The sequence below is a fragment of the Streptomyces albicerus genome, assembly GCF_008905045.1.
GTDB classification, from domain to species: Bacteria; Actinomycetota; Actinomycetes; order Streptomycetales; family Streptomycetaceae; genus Streptomyces; species Streptomyces albicerus.
Genome location: NZ_VWMY01000035.1, coordinates 47,740 through 64,397 on the forward strand (window position 1 = coordinate 47,740; position 16,658 = coordinate 64,397).

The window sequence follows — 16,658 nt, forward strand, 5'->3', positions numbered from 1 at the left end:
TGTCCGTACGCGACTCATGGGGCGTACGCCTGACGCGCGCCGGGCGCGGCATGCCCGTCGTACGTAGGACGCGTGCCGTGCGCCGGACGCGTGCGGCTCGTCTCGCCCTCGCCGTGCCGTTGCTCGCCGTGGCACTCGCCGGGTGCGGGATCCGCGCGACGGAGGTGCCGACGGACTTCGGGCCCGCGCCCTCCCGGGTGCCGTGCGCGCTGACCGGTCCCGACATCACCACGCAGTCCTCGCGCGGCATCCTCGTCCAGGTCTTCCTGCTCTGCTCCTCGCAGCTGGCGCCGGTCGACCGGACCGTGCGCATCGAGGCCGGGCCGGCGGAGACGGACCGCGTACGCGCCGCGCAGGCGCTCCTCGACGAGCTCTCCGAGCCCCCCTCGGACGCCGAGAAGCAGGCGAACTACACGACGGGCGTGCCGCAAGGTCTGACGGTGAGCGGCCCGAACAGCGGCGACCCGGACGACACGCTCCGCCTGAGCACACCGCCCGCGAGGCTGCCGTCGTACGCGCGGGCCCAGATCATCTGCACCTTCAGCGACTCGGAGGCCGCCTCCGACGACGGCACGGTGACCCTGGGCGGTCCCGGCACGGACGTCCCGCGCCGCTACGAGTGCACGGAGGAGGTCCGCTCCCGGCCGGGCACGGAGACCCCGCCGTCGACGGAGGCCGAGGGGACCTGAGGCCCCCGGCGGGACCCCGTCTGTGGCGCACGCCTCACCCGTGCGGACCACGCGCCGCCCACACACGGAACCGATCCTGCCGAAGGCCGCGTCTTGGGGGGCGTGCAGCGTCAAGGCTCAAACGGCGGCAGCGCCGCGATCCGCTTCCGTGCGGCGGGGGGTGTCCTCCTCGTCGCACATCTCGCGCTTGTTGCCTGGCTCACGCTGCGGCCCCTGGACGTGCCCTGGGTGAGCGCCGCGAACCTCCGTCCGTTCGCGAGTATCAGGGCCGATCTGGCGCTGGGCCCCGAGGCGGCCGCTCGCAGTATCGGCAAGGGCCTGCTGCTGCTCGCCCCCCTCGGAGTGCTGCTGCCCATGGCGGGCGGCAGGCTCGCCGTCTCGCCGCTGCTGTCCCTGCTCCGTACGGTCGCCGCCGGCGCGCTGCTCTCGCTGGGCATCGAGCTCCTGCAGACCGGGGTGCCCGGGCAGGTCGTGGACGTCGACTCGCTGCTGCTGAACACGGTGGGCGTGACGCTGGCCCACCTCGCCGTCGTGCCGGCCGCCAGGGCCGGCCTGCGCCGCCGGGCCGAGACGCGGCGCCGGGCCGCCGTCCTCCGCAGGAAGGGGGAAGCGGCCGAGGAAGCGACTCAGGGTCGGACCCCGACGATTCCCAGGGTCGGGATCGCCCCCTAGAGCGACGCTTTGCCCCCTTCGTGGCCGTAGCGTGGACGTCAGATGAGGCAGCCCGCACGGGAGGCCTCATAGCGAAACCACTGACTACCGAACGCTCACGAGGGAGACGTAAATGAACCGCCTTGCCCGCCCCACCAACGGCCGGATGATCGGCGGAGTGTGCGCAGCGCTGGCTCGGCGCTTCGACAAGTCCCCGACCACGATCCGGGTGATCTTCCTGCTGTCCTGCCTGCTGCCGGGCCCGCAGTTCCTGCTCTACATAGCGCTGTGGATCCTGTTCCCCTCCGAGGGCAAGGCGGCTCGTACGGCCTGGTGACGCGCACACCGCACGCACAGACGCCGATGGGGCGCACCCGACCGGGGGTGCGCCCCATCGGCGCGTACGGGGGAAGTGCTCGCGGTGGTGCTCAGCCCAGCGGAATCCCGTTCACCGGCAGGCCCTGCGTGGGCAGGCCCTGGACCGGCAGGCCGCCGAGCATGCCGGAGGCCGGCCCGGCCGACCCTCCGGAGAGGCCCTTCGCGATGGCCGGCTGAGCGGCGGCAAGGCCACGGCCCAGCGCGTTCGGGCCCTGGGCGAGCGACTTGTCGGCGCCGGGCAGGGTCCTGGTGACCCCGTCCGTCGGCAGCGCGCTGGTGGCGGTGCCGAGCGCGGAGGAGGCGCCCGGGACCGCGGGGGCCTCCGGGGCCGCGTTGGCGGCGCCGGCGCCGGCAGCGGCGAAGGCGGCACCGAGAGCGGCGACACCGAGGGTCTTGGCAGCAGACTGCTTCATCTTCGTCCTTGCGTGCGGTGACGGGGATTTGCGCGGTCCAAAACGGTAATCACGTTCGAGCTCGCCCCGCAAACATCGGAAAGCGGCCGAGCAGACATCACCCGGCCGCTTTCCGTCTCTCGCATTCAGCCCTCTTCGCTCACAGAACCGCTGGTGGAAGAGGTCTGCTGGAACAGCCATTCGGACTTCAGTTCCGCATAACGCGGCTTGATCACGTCATTGATCATCGCCAGTCGTTCATCGAAAGGAATGAATGCTGATTTCATCGCATTGACAGTGAACCACTGCATGTCGTCGAGCGAATAACCGAAAGCGTCGACAAGGTGCTCGAATTCCCGGCTCATGCTGGTGCCGGACATCAGGCGGTTGTCGGTGTTCACGGTCGCCCGGAAATGCAGGCGGCGCAGGAGGCCGATGGGGTGGTCGGCGTACGAGTCGGCGGCGCCCGTCTGGAGGTTGGAGCTGGGGCACAGCTCCAGCGGGATGCGCTTGTCGCGTACATAGGAGGCGAGACGGCCGAGCTTCACCGAGCCGTCCTCGTGCACCTGGATGTCGTCGATGATCCGCACGCCGTGGCCGAGCCGGTCGGCGCCGCACCACTGCAGGGCCTGCCAGATGGACGGGAGTCCGAAGGCCTCGCCCGCGTGGATCGTGAAGTGGTTGTTCTCCCGCTTCATGTACTCGAAGGCGTCCAGGTGACGGGTGGGCGGGAAGCCGGCCTCGGCGCCCGCGATGTCGAAGCCGACGACGCCCAGGTCGCGGTAGCGGTTGGCGAGTTCGGCGATCTCCAGGGCGCGGGCCGCGTGCCGCATGGCGGTCAGGAGGGCGCCGACGCGGATCCGCTGGCCGTTCTCACGGGCCAGCCGCTCACCCTCCCGGAAGCCTTCGTTGACGGCCTCGACGACCTCTTCGAGGGTGAGCCCGGCTTCGAGGTGCTGCTCGGGCGCATAGCGCACCTCGGCGTACACGACACCGTCCTCGGCGAGGTCCTCGGCGCACTCGGCGGCGACCCGGACCAGCGCCTCGCGGGTCTGCATGACGGCGCAGGTGTGCGCGAAGGTCTCCAAGTACCGCTCCAGGGAACCGGAGTCGGCGGCCTCACGGAACCAGACGCCGAGCTTGTCGGGGTCCGTCTCGGGGAGGTTGGCATAGCCCGACTCGCGGGCGAGATCCACGATCGTCCCGGGGCGCAGGCCCCCGTCGAGGTGATCGTGCAGCAGGACCTTCGGCGCCCGGCGGATCTGCTCCGAGCTCGGGGTGTTCTTGGTCTGGCTCGTCATCTCCGCACTCTAACGCCTACGCGCGTAGATCTCCCGTTGTACGGATCCGTCGATACGTAACGGTGACCGTGTGGATGGATGGCGTACACCATGGCTTCTGACACTGTTCTGTCATGGCACAGCAAGCGACGCCGGTTCGCAGAGCCCGGCTGGGGCGGGCACTCGGTACGGAGCCGACGGCGGTGAGCGGCGTGGTGCTGCTGCTGCCGGGCGGCGAGGAGGCCTCTGCCCGCAGGCCGTCACCGATGCTGGCGACCGCGTCCGTACGGGCGTTGGGGCGCCGGCTTGTCCGCGCCGGGCGGGCGGAGGGGCTGGTCGTGCACGTGGTGCACTATCGCTTTCGCGGCTGGAACGGCACGGAGGCGGATCTGGCGCGGGACGCGTCCTGGGCCGCCGATGAGGTCGTGCGGCGGTACGGGGACGTGCCCGTGTGTCTTGCCGGGGTGGACATGGGCGGGCGGGCCGCCCTGCACGCGGGCGGGCACACGGCCGTGAACTCCGTGCTGGCGATGTCTCCTTGGCTGCCCGAGGAGGATGTCGCTGCGCCCGCCGAGCCGGTGAAGCAGCTGGTGGGGCGGCGAGTCCTGATCGTGCACGGGACCAATGACGAGCGGACCGATCCTGAGTTGTCGTTTCGGCTCGCCTCGCGGGTGAAGAAGGCGAACCGGGATGTCTGTCGGTTCGAGGTTCATTCCGATGGGCATGCGCTGAGTCAGCATCGGGAGGAAGTGCTGGCGCTCGCGGAGGACTTTGTGATGGGGACGTTGTTCGGCCGGGCTTTCTCCCGGCCCGTTGAGGATGCGTTGGCGGCTCCGCCGCCGTTGGGGTTGCGTATGCCGCTTGCCTCCGGGTTTGGGAGGTCCCTTCGCCGCTGAGGGTTGGGTTCGGTGGTGGGGTGCGGGTTCGTTGTGGCTGGTCGCGCAGTTCCCCGCGCCCCTAAAACGGCGCGCCCCTGTGGGACTCAGTTGGCAAAGAACCCTCAGTCGGGGAGCAGGTTTCCCCTCTTTGACAGAAGGAACCTCTTGAAAGCCGCCACCGGAGGTGTGTCCGGGTGGCCGTCCAGCCAAGCCACGCCGATTTCTCTTGCCGCCCTCGGAGCCGTGACCGTCAGTTCCACAACTCCTGGGCGGGGTACGGCCGGTGGCGGGAGGAGGGCCACCCCCAGGCCCGCCGCCACCAGACCCCGCAGGGTCTCCGCCTCCTCGCCCTCGAAGGCCACCCTGGGGCGGAAGCCCGCCTGTTGGCAGAGGTCGTCCGTGATGCGGCGGAGACCGTAGCCGGGTTCGAGGGTGACGAAGGTTTCGTCGGCGGCCTCGGCCAGGCGGATGCGGCGGCGGGAGGCCAGGCGGTGATCGGCCGGGACCACCAGGCGGAGTTTCTGTTCGTCGAGGCGGCGGGACACCAGGTCGGGGGCGTCCGGGACGGGGGACGTGAGGCAGAGGTCCAGTTCGCCGGAGCGGAGGCGTTCGATCATGGCCTCGCCGTAGTTCTGGACGAGGCTGAAGCGGACGCGGGGGTGGTCGGCGCGGAAGGCGCGGATCAGGCCGGGGACCGTCTCGGAGCCCATGGTGTGGAGGAAGCCGAAGGCGACCTTGCCGGTGGTCGGGTCGGCGTCGGCGCGTACCTCGTCGGCGGCGCGCTCGATCTCGGCGAGGGCCCGCTCCACGGAGGACAGGAATGTGCGCCCGGCGGGGGTGAGGGAAACCGTGCGGCCTCTGCGGGCGAACAGGTCGACGCCCAGGTCCTGCTCGAGGCGGACCATCGCACGGGACAAGGTGGACTGCGGAACCTGCATCTCCTGCGCGGCCCGGGTGACGTGCTCGGTGCGGGCGACCCCGGCGAAGTACGCGAGGCGCGGCGCGAGGATCGCGACGATGTCTTCTGTGTCACTGGACGGTGACAGGTGAGGCTCTGACCTCTGCTGATGCATCACAGGAACGATTATGGCAATTCCATGCATTGGACGGATGAAGGGGAGGTCTTTAGGTTCGAAACATGCCTTCCGTCAGTACCGGGGCGTCCACCACCGTGGGCGCCTCCCCCGCCGCTTCCGTCGTCTCCTCCGCCGCCTCCGTCGCCTCCTCCGCTCCTTCCGACTCCCGTATGGTCCCGGGCGGGCCCGGCTACCGCCGGATGAGCCTCGCACTCTTCCTCGCGGGTGTCGCGACCTTCGCGCTCCTCTACTCCACACAGGCCCTGCTCCCGCTGATCTCCGGCGACTTCGGGGTGACGGCGAGCACGGCGAGCTGGACGGTGTCGGCGGCGACCGGCGCGCTGGCGCTGTTCGTCCTGCCGCTGAGCGCGCTGTCGGAGCGGTTCGGGCGGCGTACGTTGATGACGGCGTCCCTGGCGATCGCGGTGACCGTCGGGCTGCTGGTGCCCTTCGCCCCGTCGGTCGGCTGGCTGATCGCGCTGCGGGCCGTGCAGGGCGCGGCGCTGGCCGGGCTGCCGGCCTCGGCGACGGCGTACCTGGCCGAGGAAGTACGGCCGAAGGCGCTGATCACGGCGATCGGTCTGTTCGTCGCGGGCAACAGCGTCGGCGGGATGAGCGGCCGGGTCATCACCGGCTGGGTCGCGCAGGAGTGGGGCTGGCGCGTGGCGGTCGGCGTGATCGGCCTGATCGCGATGGGCTGCGCGGTGGCCTTCCGGCTGCTGCTCCCGGCGCCGAAGCACTTCAAGACCGGTTCGCTGCGGCCCGCGGTGCTGGTCCGCACGGTCCGCGACCACCTCTCGAACCCGCTGCTGCGCAGGCTGTACGCGATCGGCGCGCTCTTCATGACGGTGTTCGGCGCCGTCTACACGGTGATCGGCTACCGCCTCACGGACGCCCCGTTCTCGCTGCCGCAGGGCATCATCGGGTCGATCTTCCTCGTCTACCTGGTCGGCACCGTCTCGGCGTCGACGGCCGGGCGGCTGGTGGGCCGGCTCGGGCGGCGTGGCTCCCTGTATCTGGCGGGCGGTACGACGACCTCCGGGCTGCTGCTGTCGCTGGCCGACTTCCTGCCGCTCGTGCTGCTGGGCCTGGTCCTGATCACCGCGGGCTTCTTCGCGGGCCACGCCGTCGCGTCCTCCTCGGTCAGCCACACCGCCAAGGAGGGGCGCGCCCAGGCCTCGGCGCTCTACCAGTCCGCCTACTACGTCGGCTCCAGCGCGGGCAGCACGCTCGGCGCGATCGCCTTCCACTCGGGCGGCTGGGCCGGGACGGTCGCGCTCGGCCTGCTGGCGGTGGCCGGGGTCGTGACGATCACGGTGGTCGGGTCGCACGCGGCCCGGGTGGAGCGGCGACTGGTGGCCGTGCAGCACTGAGTCACCGGGGGTCGGCTTCCGAACGTACGGGTGCAGGTCAGGACAGCAACTGTTCTGACCTGCACCTTTTTCGTCTCGGGGGGCCGTTGTCAGTGCCGTGCGGTAGCTTCCGAAGTGCTGGCGCGCAACGGCGCGTGCGACGAAATCAGCCACAGGGGTGGGTTGGCCATGAGCGACGGTACGGCGACGGCGGAAGACCTCGACGTCCGGCTGGAGAAGCACCGGGTCGAGCTGACGGGGTACTGCTACCGGATGCTCGGCTCGTCCTTCGAGGCGGAGGACGCGGTTCAGGACACGCTGGTGCGCGCCTGGCGCAGCTACGACAAGTTCGAGGGCCGCTCCTCGATGCGCTCGTGGCTGTACCGGATCGCGACGAACGTATGCCTGGACATGCTGACGGCGGGCAACAAACGGGCCCGTCCGATGGACCTGACGGAGTCGACGCCGCTCGCGCAGGCGGCGCTGAACCCGCGCCCGGACAACACGTGGCTGGAGCCGATGCCGGACGCGCGCGTGCTCCCGACGGTCGGCGACCCGGCCGAGGCGGCGGTGGCCAAGGAGTCGGTGCGCCTCGCCTTCATGGCCGCCCTGCAGCAACTGCCGGCCAAGCAGCGGGCCGTGCTGATCCTGCGCGAGGTCCTCGCATGGAAGGCGAGCGAGGTCGCCGAGCTGCTCGGCACGACGGTCGCCTCGGTGAACAGCGCGCTCCAGCGGGCCCGTGCGACGCTCGCCGAGAGCGACGGCACCGCGGCCCGGGCCGCCACCTCCGACCCGCTCGACGAGGACCAGCAGAAGCTCCTCGAGCGCTATGTGGCGGCCTTCGAGGGGTACGACATGACGGCGCTCACGGCACTGCTGCACGAGGACGCCGTGATGACGATGCCTCCTTTCGACCTGTGGCTGTCCGGCCCCGAGGACATCACGGGCTTCATGACGACACTCGGCGCCCCCTGTGCGAACTCCCGCCTGATACCGGTCGCGGTGAACGGCCTGCCGGGCTTCGCCCAGTACAAGCCGGATCCGGACAAGGGCGGCTACACGCCGTGGGCCGTGCAGGTCCTCGAGACGTCAGAGGGCCGGATCACCGGGTTCCACTGCTTCCTCGACACGCAGCGGTGGTTCCCGCTCTTCGGGCTGCCCCTCCACCTCGAAGCGGAGGCCGACGAGACCGAGTAGCGCGCGCAGGGCCGGATCGGGGTCGCGCAGTCTGATCCGTCCCCCCGCGCGGCGGGCGGCGAGCTGCATCCTGGCCAGCGCGTCGACGGTGGTCAGGCCTGGTGGTCCGAGACCGGCGACGTCGCAGACCACGACACCGGCTCCGCTGCTCTCCAGCCGTGCGCGCACGTCCTCGCACAGCCTCGGCACCTCGTCTCGGGCGACGGGGCCGGGCAGTACGAGTACAGCGGGTGTCATGGCGTCCACGAGCGGTAGACCGGGCGGCGGCGCGGAACTCATCGCTGGGCGGTCACCGAGCCGTCGCAGAGCGCTCGGTGCGTGTTCGCGACGCCCAGAGATCCAGACGCCGCAGAGATCCATCAGATGCCCCCCAAGTCCCGTCGGTCAAAGTCACATTGACCAGGGACTGCCCTACCCAAGAGGGTTGGGTGTATGCCCCACGAATCATCGCCCGCCGCACGAATACCCGACCGCCTCCTCGCCTCCGGCCACCCCCGGGCGCGCGTGGAGGTGCCGTGCAGGGGGTGCTGAACGGCTTCGCGGTCATCGCCGTCGTCATCGGCGTCGGCTACCTGATCGGACGCCGCGGCTATCTCGGGGACAACGGCCGGGAGGTCCTGACCAAACTCGCCTTCCACGTCGCCACACCCGCCCTTCTCTTCACCACCCTCGCGCAGGCCGACCTGTCGGTGATCCTGTCCAGCCGGCTGCTGGTGACGGCGATCAGTACGTTCGCGGTGGCCGGGGTGTTCGTCGCGGTCGGTGCCGTACGCCGCTGGGGAGTGGGCCGGACGACGATCGGCGCGCTGTGCTCGAGCTACGTCAACGCGGGCAATCTGGGTATTCCGATCGCCGTGTACGTCCTCGGTGACGCCTCGCTCGTGGCTCCGGTGCTCCTGTTCCAGCAGATCGTGATGACCCCCGTCGCGCTGACGATCCTCGACCTGTCGGGCCCGGGCGAGAAGGGCTCGGTGTGGCGGCGGGTGACCGCCCCCGTCCGCAACCCCGTCGGCATCGGTTCCCTGTCCGGGGTCGCGGTCTCGGCGAGCGGCCTGACGGTTCCGGGCCCGGTCCTCGACCCGCTGACCCTGATCGGGAACATGTCGGTCCCGGCCGTCCTCCTGGCCTTCGGCATCTCGCTCTGCGGCAGCACCATGCCGGGCCGGGGCCCCGACCGGACCCCTGTGCTGCTCTCGGTCGCCCTGAAGTCGGTGGGCCAGCCCCTGGCGGCCTGGGCCCTGGCGGCAGGCGTCTTCGGCCTGCGCGGGGCCCCACTGCTCGACGTCGTCGTCACCTCGGCCCTGCCCGCCGCGCAGAACCTCTTCACGTACGCCTCGCGCTACCGCGTCGGCGAGGTGCTGGCCCGTGAGTCGATCCTGCTGTCGACGATGCTGGCGGTCCCGGTGCTGGTGGTGGTCGCGGCGACCCTCGGCTGAGGTCGGCCCCCAGGACATCGCCCGAGGACAGGTGATCGGCTCCCCTGGACAGGTGAAAGGGGCCGGCGGGTGTCGCCGGCCCCTTTCCCTTCACTTCACCTGTGTGTGGTTCAGGCGATGCGCTCCAGCACGATCGGGTTCGCCGTGAAGTCCGTTCCCCGTGCCGCGACGTCGTACGAGCCCTCGACCGCCTCAAGGGCGTACTCGAAGCGTTCCGGGGTGTCCGTGTGGAGGGTGAGGAGGGGCTGGCCCTCGGTCACCGTGTCGCCCGGCTTGGCGTGCATCTCCAAGCCCGCGGCCGCCTGGACCGGGTCCTCCTTGCGGGCGCGGCCCGCGCCGAGGCGCCAGGCGGCGATGCCGATGTCGTACGCGTCGAGGCGGGTCAGGACGCCCGACGAGGGGGCCTTCACCACATGCTGCTCGCGGGACGTGGGCAGCGGGGCGTCCGGGTCGCCGCCCTGGGCCGCGATCATGCGGCGCCACGCGTCCATCGCCGAACCGTCCGCCAGCGCCTTCGCCGGGTCGGCGTCCTTCACGCCGGCCGCGTCGAGCATCTCGCGGGCCAGGGCGAGGGTCAGTTCGACGACATCGGACGGGCCGCCGCCGGCCAGGACCTCCACCGACTCACGTACCTCGAGCGCGTTGCCCGCCGTCAGGCCCAGCGGGGTCGACATGTCTGTGAGGAGCGCGACGGTCCTGACGCCGTGGTCCGTGCCCAACCCGACCATCGTGGACGCCAGTTCGCGCGCGTCCTCGATCGTCTTCATGAAGGCGCCGGTGCCCACCTTCACGTCCAGGACCAGGGAGCCCGTACCCTCCGCGATCTTCTTCGACATGATGGAGGAGGCGATCAGCGGGATCGCCTCCACCGTGCCCGTCACGTCCCGCAGCGCGTACAGCTTCTTGTCCGCCGGAGCCAGACCGTCACCTGCCGCGCAGATCACCGCGCCGACCTCGTCCAGTACGGAGAGCATCTCCTCGTTCGACAGGAGCGCGCGCCAGCCCGGGATCGACTCCAGCTTGTCGAGGGTGCCGCCGGTGTGGCCGAGGCCGCGGCCCGAGAGCTGCGGTACCGCCGCACCACAGGCCGCCACGAGCGGGGCCAGGGGAAGGGTGATCTTGTCGCCGACGCCGCCCGTCGAGTGCTTGTCGGCCGTCGGACGGGACAGGGACGAGAAGTCCATGCGCTCGCCGGAGGCGATCATCGCGGCCGTCCAGCGGGAGATCTCGCGGCGGTTCATGCCGTTGAGCAGGATCGCCATGTTCAGGGCGGCCATCTGGTAGTCGGCCACCTCGCCGCGCGTGTACGCGTCGATGACCCAGTCGATCTGCTCGTCGCTGAACTCGCCGCGGTCCCGCTTGGTGCGGATGACGGAGATGGCGTCCATGGCCATGGCTTTGGCTTTCCTTCCGAAGAGCAGGCGTTACTTGGTGAGATGCCCCGGCCCGAAGGCCTGCGGCAGCATCTCGGAGAGCGGCAGGAGCCCGGCCGGCGTCTCCAGGATGAGATCGGGGCCGCCGAACTCGTACAGCAGCTGCCGGCAGCGGCCGCACGGCACGAGGATCTCGCCGCGGCCGTCCACGCAGGTGAAGTGCGTGAGCCGCCCGCCCCCGGTGTTCTGCAGCTCCGAGACCAGGCCGCACTCGGCGCACAGCCCGAGCCCGTACGAGGCGTTCTCGACGTTGCACCCGGAGACCACCCGGCCGTCGTCGACGAGGGCCGCGACGCCGACCGGGTAGCCCGAATACGGGGCGTACGCACGGGACATGGCCTCCCGGGCCACCTCCCGCAGGGCCTCCCAGTCGACGGTCGCGGCCTCGTCGGACGTCACTTGCCCTGCCCCCGCCGATACGGCATGCCGTCCGCCTTCGGCATCCGCAGGCGCTGCGCGGACAGCGAGAGGACGAGCAGCGTGATGACGTACGGCGTGGCGGAGACGACCTGGTTCGGCACCTCGTCGGTGAGGGAGTACCAGGTGAACACCAGCGCGCCGACGGCCAGGGTGATCACGGCGGGCACGTACTTCTTCTTGACCACCAGCCAGATCGCGCCGATGACCAGCAGGATGGCGCCGAGCAGCAGCAGCGCGTGGACGTTCGCGGCGCCGCCGCGCAGGTTGAGGCTGTCGGTGTAGCCGAACAGGCCCGCGCCGATGGCGAGTCCGCCCGGCATCCAGTTGCCGAAGATCATCGCGGCGAGGCCGATGTAGCCGCGGCCGCTGACCTGGCCCTCCAGGTAGAAGGGGTTGGCCACGATGGACAGGAAGACACCGCCGAGGCCGGCCAGGCCGCCGGAGATGATCACGGCCAGGTACTTGTACTTGTAGACGTTGACGCCGAGCGACTCGGCCGCGACCGGGTTCTCGCCGCAGGACCGCAGGCGCAGGCCGAAGGCGGTGCGCCACAGGATCCACCAGGTGGCGGGGATCAGCGCGACGGCGATCAGGGTCAGCCAGGAGACGTTGGTGACCAGGCCGCCGAGCAGGCCCGCGACGTCGGAGAGGAAGAACCAGCCCTTGTCGTTGAGGTCGGCGAGTCCGTCGGAGAGTCCTGGCACCGTGAAGTTGCCGAGCGACTCGACCGGCGGGGACTGCTTGGCCGAGCCGCCCTGGGTGCCCTCGAAGGCGAGCGGCGCGAGGTAGCGGGTGGCGCCGAGGGCCAGGATGTTGATGGCCACACCGGAGACGATGTGGTTGACGTTGAAGGTGACGGTGACGATCGCGTGCAGAAGACCGCCGACGCAGCCGCCGATGATGCCGACGAGGACGCCGGTCCACGGGCCCCACTGATAGCCGGCCCAGGCGCCGAACCAGGTGCCGAGGATCATCATGCCCTCGAGGCCGATGTTGACGACGCCCGCGCGCTCGGCCCACAGACCGCCGAGACCGGCCAGGCCGATCGGGATGGCCAGCTGGAGCGCGGTGGACATCTGGCTGACGTTGGTGATGCCGTCGGCGCCCGTGATGATGCGGACGATCGAGGTCAGCGCCAGGGCGCCCGCGATGACCAGCAGGAGGACGGGGAGCGTCATCCGGCGGCTGCGGGGTGCGGCGGGCTGCAGCGTGGGCTGGTTGAGGTCGGTCACGGTGGTCATCGGCCTGCCACCTCCTTCGAAGTGTTGTTGTCGGAGGTGCCTGCGTTGGCGCCGAGGACGTGGCCCGCGGCGAGTTCCGCGCCGACGCGGCGCTGCTGGCGGCGCAGACCCCACTCACGGACGGCCTCGTACGAGACGACGACCGCGATCACGATCAGGCCCTGCATGATGACCGCGATCTCCTTGTCGTACCCGTGGAAGTCGAGCTCGGGCGAGGCCTTGTCCAGCCAGGCCCACAGCAGGGCCGCGAAGGCGATGCCCGTCGGGTTGTTGCGGCCGAGCAGGGCGATGCCGATGCCGAGGAAGCCGATACCGGTCGGGAAGTTCAGGCTGTACGTGTGCGAGTCGCCGAGCAGGATCGGCAGGCCCGCGAGACCGGCCAGGCCGCCGGAGAGCAGCATGGCGGTGAGCACCATGCGCTTGGGGTTCACACCGCTGGCCGCGGCGGCGGTCTCCGAGGCGCCGGAGGCGCGCAGGTCGAAGCCGAAGCGGGTGCGGTTGAGGACCACCCAGTAGCCGATGCCGAGCAGGGCCGCGAGGACCACGAGGCCGTAGATCTCGCCGGCCGCGCCCATGTCGAAGCCGGGAATCCAGCCGGACTCGTGCATCTCGCCGGTGGTGTTGTTGTTGCCGACCTTGACGCCGAAGACGCTGGGCAGCCAGAAGTAGGCGATGACGGAGGTCGCGATCGCGTTGAGCATGATCGTCGCGACGACCTCGCTGACACCGCGGGTGACCTTGAGGACACCGGCGATGCCGGACCAGAAGGCGCCGGTGAACACCGCGGTGAGGAGCAGCAGCGGAACCTGCAGGACCGCCGGCAGGTTGGCGTGGGCGCCGACGACCGCGGCCATCATGGCGGCGAGCTGGTACTGGCCGTCCACACCGATGTTGAACAGGTTCATCCGGAAGCCGATGGCCACCGCGAGCGCCGCGATGTAGTACAGCGAGGCCTGATTGATGATCAGGACCTGGATGTCGGAGAACGAGGCCTGCTCGAACATGATCGTGTACGGCTCGATCGGGTTCTTCCCCGAGGCGATCAGCACGACCGAGGTCAGTGCCACGGCCACGACGAGCGCGATGACCGGCCCGGCCACCGCGAGGAGCAGTCGCTCCTTGTCGAACTTCTTCATCAGCGGGCCTCGTCTTCCGGGGCGTCTGCCTGCTCTTCGAGCTGCTCTACGAGCTCTTCGTTCTCGAGGTGGCCGGAGGCGGCGCCGGTCATGGCCGAACCGAGCTCCTCCGGAGTGATGGTCGCCGGATCGGCGTCCGCGACCAGTTTGCCGTTGTAGATCACCCGGAGGGTGTCGGAAAGGCCGATCAGCTCGTCCAGGTCGGCGGAGATCAGCAGGACGGCCAGGCCCTCGCGGCGGGCTTCACGGATGAGGTCCCAGATCGCGGCCTGCGCGCCGACGTCCACACCGCGGGTGGGGTGGGCGGCGATCAGGAAGCGCGGCTTGTGGATCATCTCGCGGCCGACGATCAGCTTCTGCTGGTTTCCGCCGGACAGGGAGGCCGCGGTGACGTCGATGCCGGGCGTGCGGACGTCGTACGCCTCGACGATCCGGCGCGTGTCCTCCTGGGCGCCCTTGATGTCGAGCCAGACGCCCTTCGCGTTGGGCTTCTCGGTGACGTGGCCGAGGATGCGGTTCTCCCAGAGCGGGGCTTCCAGGAGCAGGCCGTGGCGGTGGCGGTCCTCGGGGATGTAGCCGATGCCCTGCTCGCGGCGCCTGCGGGTGCCCCAGGAGGTGATCTCCTCCTCGGCCAGCGTGATGGTGCCGGAGTCGGCGCCCTTGAGGCCGATGAGCGCCTCGATCAGCTCGGTCTGGCCGTTGCCCTCGACGCCGGCCAGGCCCAGAACCTCGCCCTCGTGGATGGTGAAGCTGATGTCGTCGAGGAGTGCCTTGCCGCCCGGGGCGACCAGGCGCAGGTCCTCGACGGCCAGCACCGGCCGGTCGGTGACCGTCGACTCGGCGGTCTCCGGGGTGGGCAGCTCGCTGCCGACCATCAGCTCGGCGAGCTGGCGTGGGCTGGTCTCGGCCGGGATGGCGGTGCCGACCGTCGTGCCGCGGCGGATGACCGTGATCTCGTCGGCGACCGAGAGCACCTCGCCCAGCTTGTGCGAGATGAAGATGACCGACAGGCCCTCGGCCCTGAGCTCGCGCAGGTTGGCGAAGAGCGCGTCGACCTCCTGCGGGACGAGGACCGCGGTGGGCTCGTCGAGGATGAGGATCCGAGCGCCGCGGTAGAGGACCTTGAGGATCTCCACGCGCTGACGGTCGGCGACGCCGAGTTCCTCGACCAGGGCGTCGGGGCGCGCGCCGAGGCCGTACCGCTCGGAGAGCTCCACGATCTTGCGGCGGGCCCTGCCGCCGATGCCGTACAGCTTCTCGCTGCCCAGGACGACGTTCTCCAGGACCGTGAGGTTGTCGGCGAGCATGAAGTGCTGGTGGACCATGCCGATGCCGCGGCCGATGGCGTCGGCGGGACTGTGGAAGGTCACCTGCTCGCCCTCGACGGCGATGGTTCCCTCGTCCGGCTTCTGCATGCCGTAGAGGATCTTCATCAGCGTCGACTTGCCGGCACCGTTCTCGCCGACGAGGGCGTGGACCGTGCCCTTGCGGACGCTGAGGTGGATGTCGTGGTTGGCCACGACGCCGGGGAATCGCTTGGTGATCCCGGCGAGTTCGACTGCGGTCACCTGACCGTTGACCGCGCCGGCCGGAGGGCTGCTGGACGCGTTGATGGCGCACTCTCCTGAGGAAAGGGGGTCGTCTACGCGCGTAGCGCCCCTACGGCAACATGAGGGGCGGCGTCTCGCGAGAACGGGGCACAAGGAGCCAGGCTCCCTGTACCCCGTTGAGCGGACGTAACCCCGCGGTTACTAAGCGGCTCCGGGGAAGTACCGGCGACGTGGCGGCGTGCCTGAACTTCCCCGGATTCGCCTGGCTGCTCTTGAGGTACTGCTGTCAGCTGCTCTTGACCTTGATCTCGCCGCTGATGATCTTCTCCTTGGCCGCCTCGACGGCTTCCTGGATCGCGGTGTCGTTCTTGAACTTCGGGTTGGAGTCCGCGAGGCCGACCTCACCGGACTTCAAGTCGCCCCTGACGATACCGCTCTCGGGCTTGCCGTCCTCGACCGACTTCGCGAGGTTGTACACCGCCTTCGCGACATCCTTCGTCGCGGAGGTCAGGATGGAGGCCTTGTACTTGCTCAGGGCTTCCTGCTGGTACTGGTCGGAGTCGACACCGATCGCCCACACCTTGTTGGCGGACGCGGCCTCGATGACACCCTGACCGGACAGACCGGCCGCCGCGTACACGACGTCGGCCTTCTTCTCCAGCTGGCCTTCGGCAGCCGTCTTGCCCTTGTCGGGGCTGGAGAAGCCACCCTCCTCGGCGGTCTGCGTCAGGTACTGCGACAGGACCTTGACACCGGGCTCGGTGTCCTTGACGCCCTGCTCGAAGCCCGCCCCGAACTTGTGGATGAGCGGGATGTCCACACCGCCGACGAAGCCGACGGTGTTGGTCTTGGTGGCCTTGGCGGCGGCGACACCGGCGAGGTACGAGGCCTCCTGCTCGGAGAAGACCAGGTCCGCGACGTTCTCCGCCTCGATCGTGGCGTCGTCGACGATGCCGAAGGTGGTGTCGGGGTACTTCTCCGCGGCGGCCTTGACGGCCGGCGCGTAGGCGTAGCCGATACCGATGACCGGGTTGTGGCCCTGCTTGGCCAGCGAGACAAGACGCTGTTCCTTGTCGGCGTCGGTCTCGCCGTCGGTGGGCTCGATGTCGGCGGTCTCGTAGCCGAACTCGCTCTTCGCCTGCTTCAGGCCTTCGTACGCGGCGTCGTTGAAGGACTGGTCGCCCCTGCCGCCGACGTCGTACGCGATGGCGAGGCCCTTGTCGCCCTTCGACTCCGACGAGCCGGAGGAGGTCGAGGTACCGCCACAGGCGGAGAGGACGAGGGCGAAAGAGGCGGCCGCCGCGCCTGCGAGCGCGATGCGGGGAACCCGGCGCATGTGTTGTGCTCCTGTCGTACTAGCGCCTGTCGGACACCTTCGGCGCTGGCTTCGCCGCAGAGTAACGCGCGTAGACCCTCCTGGAGAACCCCTTCTGTTCACCTTGTTATGCGCCTGTGCCCGAGGCCTCCTGCCGGCCGGGCGGGGGCTTGCCGACCGCAAAGGTCCGGGGGCGGCGGGTGACCTGCGCAGAAGGCAAGAGAGCGGGCGGGC

General features: G+C 70.1%; 17 protein-coding genes. 7 read left to right on the forward strand and 10 right to left on the reverse strand.

Annotated elements, in window-relative coordinates; genetic code table 11:
- The first annotated feature begins 50 nt into the window (after positions 1–50).
- From GAS53_RS30015 to GAS53_RS30025, 3 genes are all read left to right on the forward strand, one after another.
- Complete coding sequence (locus GAS53_RS30015; RefSeq protein ID WP_151480932.1) at positions 51–689, forward strand: hypothetical protein; 639 nt, start codon at positions 51–53, stop codon at positions 687–689.
- A 102-nt stretch (positions 690–791) separates the two neighbouring features.
- Entirely contained in the window at positions 792–1,361 is a 570-nt protein-coding gene (locus tag GAS53_RS30020) for a VanZ family protein (protein ID WP_151480861.1), read from the forward strand.
- 112 nt (positions 1,362–1,473) lie between these two features.
- Positions 1,474–1,677: a PspC domain-containing protein gene (locus GAS53_RS30025; RefSeq protein ID WP_151480862.1), complete on the forward strand. Its 204-nt coding sequence runs from the start codon at positions 1,474–1,476 to the stop codon at positions 1,675–1,677.
- Between the two features lie 91 nt (positions 1,678–1,768).
- On the opposite strand, the gene GAS53_RS30030 is transcribed toward GAS53_RS30025, so the two are convergent.
- The gene (locus GAS53_RS30030; protein WP_151480863.1) at positions 1,769–2,131 is read right to left on the reverse strand and encodes an ATP-binding protein; all 363 of its coding nucleotides are present in this window, start codon (positions 2,129–2,131) and stop codon (positions 1,769–1,771) included.
- 125 nt (positions 2,132–2,256) lie between these two features.
- Positions 2,257–3,411 (reverse strand): adenosine deaminase, encoded by a 1,155-nt coding sequence (locus tag GAS53_RS30035; protein WP_151480864.1) that lies wholly within the window; start codon positions 3,409–3,411, stop codon positions 2,257–2,259.
- A gap of 113 nt (positions 3,412–3,524) precedes the next feature.
- Between GAS53_RS30035 and GAS53_RS30040 the strand changes: the two genes are divergently transcribed.
- Entirely contained in the window at positions 3,525–4,286 is a 762-nt protein-coding gene (locus tag GAS53_RS30040) for an alpha/beta fold hydrolase (RefSeq protein WP_151480865.1), read from the forward strand.
- 104 nt (positions 4,287–4,390) lie between these two features.
- Here GAS53_RS30040 and GAS53_RS30045 read toward each other — a convergent pair whose 3' ends face one another.
- On the reverse strand, positions 4,391–5,341 hold the full coding sequence (locus tag GAS53_RS30045) for a LysR family transcriptional regulator (RefSeq protein WP_151480866.1): 951 nt from the start codon (positions 5,339–5,341) through the stop codon (positions 4,391–4,393).
- A gap of 65 nt (positions 5,342–5,406) precedes the next feature.
- On the opposite strand from GAS53_RS30045, the gene GAS53_RS30050 reads away from it, so the two are divergent.
- Both GAS53_RS30050 and GAS53_RS30055 read left to right on the forward strand, forming a co-directional pair.
- Positions 5,407–6,717 carry an MFS transporter gene (locus GAS53_RS30050; RefSeq protein ID WP_151480867.1) on the forward strand — a complete coding sequence of 437 codons (1,311 nt, stop codon included), beginning with the start codon at positions 5,407–5,409 and terminating at the stop codon, positions 6,715–6,717.
- A 168-nt stretch (positions 6,718–6,885) separates the two neighbouring features.
- Complete coding sequence (locus tag GAS53_RS30055) at positions 6,886–7,893, forward strand: sigma-70 family RNA polymerase sigma factor (RefSeq protein ID WP_151480868.1); 1,008 nt, start codon at positions 6,886–6,888, stop codon at positions 7,891–7,893.
- On the opposite strand, the gene GAS53_RS30060 is transcribed toward GAS53_RS30055, so the two are convergent.
- A complete protein-coding gene (locus tag GAS53_RS30060) occupies positions 7,786–8,172 on the reverse strand; it encodes an STAS domain-containing protein (protein ID WP_151480869.1) in 387 nt (128 codons plus the stop codon). The genes GAS53_RS30055 and GAS53_RS30060 overlap by 108 nt on opposite strands.
- 236 nt (positions 8,173–8,408) lie before the next feature.
- Between GAS53_RS30060 and GAS53_RS30065 the strand changes: the two genes are divergently transcribed.
- Positions 8,409–9,329 (forward strand): AEC family transporter, encoded by a 921-nt coding sequence (locus GAS53_RS30065; RefSeq protein WP_151480870.1) that lies wholly within the window; start codon positions 8,409–8,411, stop codon positions 9,327–9,329.
- Between the two features lie 110 nt (positions 9,330–9,439).
- On the opposite strand, the gene GAS53_RS30070 is transcribed toward GAS53_RS30065, so the two are convergent.
- From GAS53_RS30070 to GAS53_RS30095, 6 genes are all read right to left on the reverse strand, one after another.
- Complete coding sequence (locus tag GAS53_RS30070; RefSeq protein WP_151480871.1) at positions 9,440–10,723, reverse strand: thymidine phosphorylase; 1,284 nt, start codon at positions 10,721–10,723, stop codon at positions 9,440–9,442.
- A gap of 30 nt (positions 10,724–10,753) precedes the next feature.
- A complete protein-coding gene (locus tag GAS53_RS30075) occupies positions 10,754–11,161 on the reverse strand; it encodes a cytidine deaminase (protein WP_151480872.1) in 408 nt (135 codons plus the stop codon).
- Positions 11,158–12,423, reverse strand: coding sequence for an ABC transporter permease (locus tag GAS53_RS30080; RefSeq protein ID WP_151480873.1), 1,266 nt, complete (start codon positions 12,421–12,423; stop codon positions 11,158–11,160). Before GAS53_RS30080 ends, GAS53_RS30075 begins: the two co-directional genes overlap by 4 nt.
- On the reverse strand, positions 12,420–13,559 hold the full coding sequence (locus GAS53_RS30085; RefSeq protein ID WP_151480874.1) for an ABC transporter permease: 1,140 nt from the start codon (positions 13,557–13,559) through the stop codon (positions 12,420–12,422). Before GAS53_RS30085 ends, GAS53_RS30080 begins: the two co-directional genes overlap by 4 nt.
- Positions 13,559–15,127: an ABC transporter ATP-binding protein gene (locus GAS53_RS30090; RefSeq protein WP_151480875.1), complete on the reverse strand. Its 1,569-nt coding sequence runs from the start codon at positions 15,125–15,127 to the stop codon at positions 13,559–13,561. Before GAS53_RS30090 ends, GAS53_RS30085 begins: the two co-directional genes overlap by 1 nt.
- Before the next feature lie 268 nt (positions 15,128–15,395).
- Positions 15,396–16,445 carry a BMP family lipoprotein gene (locus GAS53_RS30095; RefSeq protein ID WP_151480876.1) on the reverse strand — a complete coding sequence of 350 codons (1,050 nt, stop codon included), beginning with the start codon at positions 16,443–16,445 and terminating at the stop codon, positions 15,396–15,398.
- Between the last annotated feature and the right edge of the window lie 213 nt (positions 16,446–16,658).

Bases quoted from the DNA above. Each gene is read 5' to 3' on its own strand.
- GAS53_RS30050 (WP_151480867.1), top strand. From the start codon at position 5,407: ATGCCTTCCGTCAGTACCGGGGCGTCCACCACCGTGGGCGCCTCCCCC.
- GAS53_RS30040 (WP_151480865.1), top strand. From the start codon at position 3,525: ATGGCACAGCAAGCGACGCCGGTTCGCAGAGCCCGGCTGGGGCGGGCA.
- GAS53_RS30085 (WP_151480874.1), bottom strand. From the start codon at position 13,559: ATGAAGAAGTTCGACAAGGAGCGACTGCTCCTCGCGGTGGCCGGGCCG.
- GAS53_RS30025 (WP_151480862.1), top strand. From the start codon at position 1,474: ATGAACCGCCTTGCCCGCCCCACCAACGGCCGGATGATCGGCGGAGTG.
- GAS53_RS30070 (WP_151480871.1), bottom strand. From the start codon at position 10,723: ATGGCCATGGACGCCATCTCCGTCATCCGCACCAAGCGGGACCGCGGC.
- GAS53_RS30045 (WP_151480866.1), bottom strand. From the start codon at position 5,341: ATGCATCAGCAGAGGTCAGAGCCTCACCTGTCACCGTCCAGTGACACA.
- GAS53_RS30015 (WP_151480932.1), top strand. From the start codon at position 51: ATGCCCGTCGTACGTAGGACGCGTGCCGTGCGCCGGACGCGTGCGGCT.
- GAS53_RS30035 (WP_151480864.1), bottom strand. From the start codon at position 3,411: ATGACGAGCCAGACCAAGAACACCCCGAGCTCGGAGCAGATCCGCCGG.
- GAS53_RS30030 (WP_151480863.1), bottom strand. From the start codon at position 2,131: ATGAAGCAGTCTGCTGCCAAGACCCTCGGTGTCGCCGCTCTCGGTGCC.
- GAS53_RS30095 (WP_151480876.1), bottom strand. From the start codon at position 16,445: ATGCGCCGGGTTCCCCGCATCGCGCTCGCAGGCGCGGCGGCCGCCTCT.
- GAS53_RS30080 (WP_151480873.1), bottom strand. From the start codon at position 12,423: ATGACCACCGTGACCGACCTCAACCAGCCCACGCTGCAGCCCGCCGCA.
- GAS53_RS30055 (WP_151480868.1), top strand. From the start codon at position 6,886: ATGAGCGACGGTACGGCGACGGCGGAAGACCTCGACGTCCGGCTGGAG.
- GAS53_RS30060 (WP_151480869.1), bottom strand. From the start codon at position 8,172: ATGAGTTCCGCGCCGCCGCCCGGTCTACCGCTCGTGGACGCCATGACA.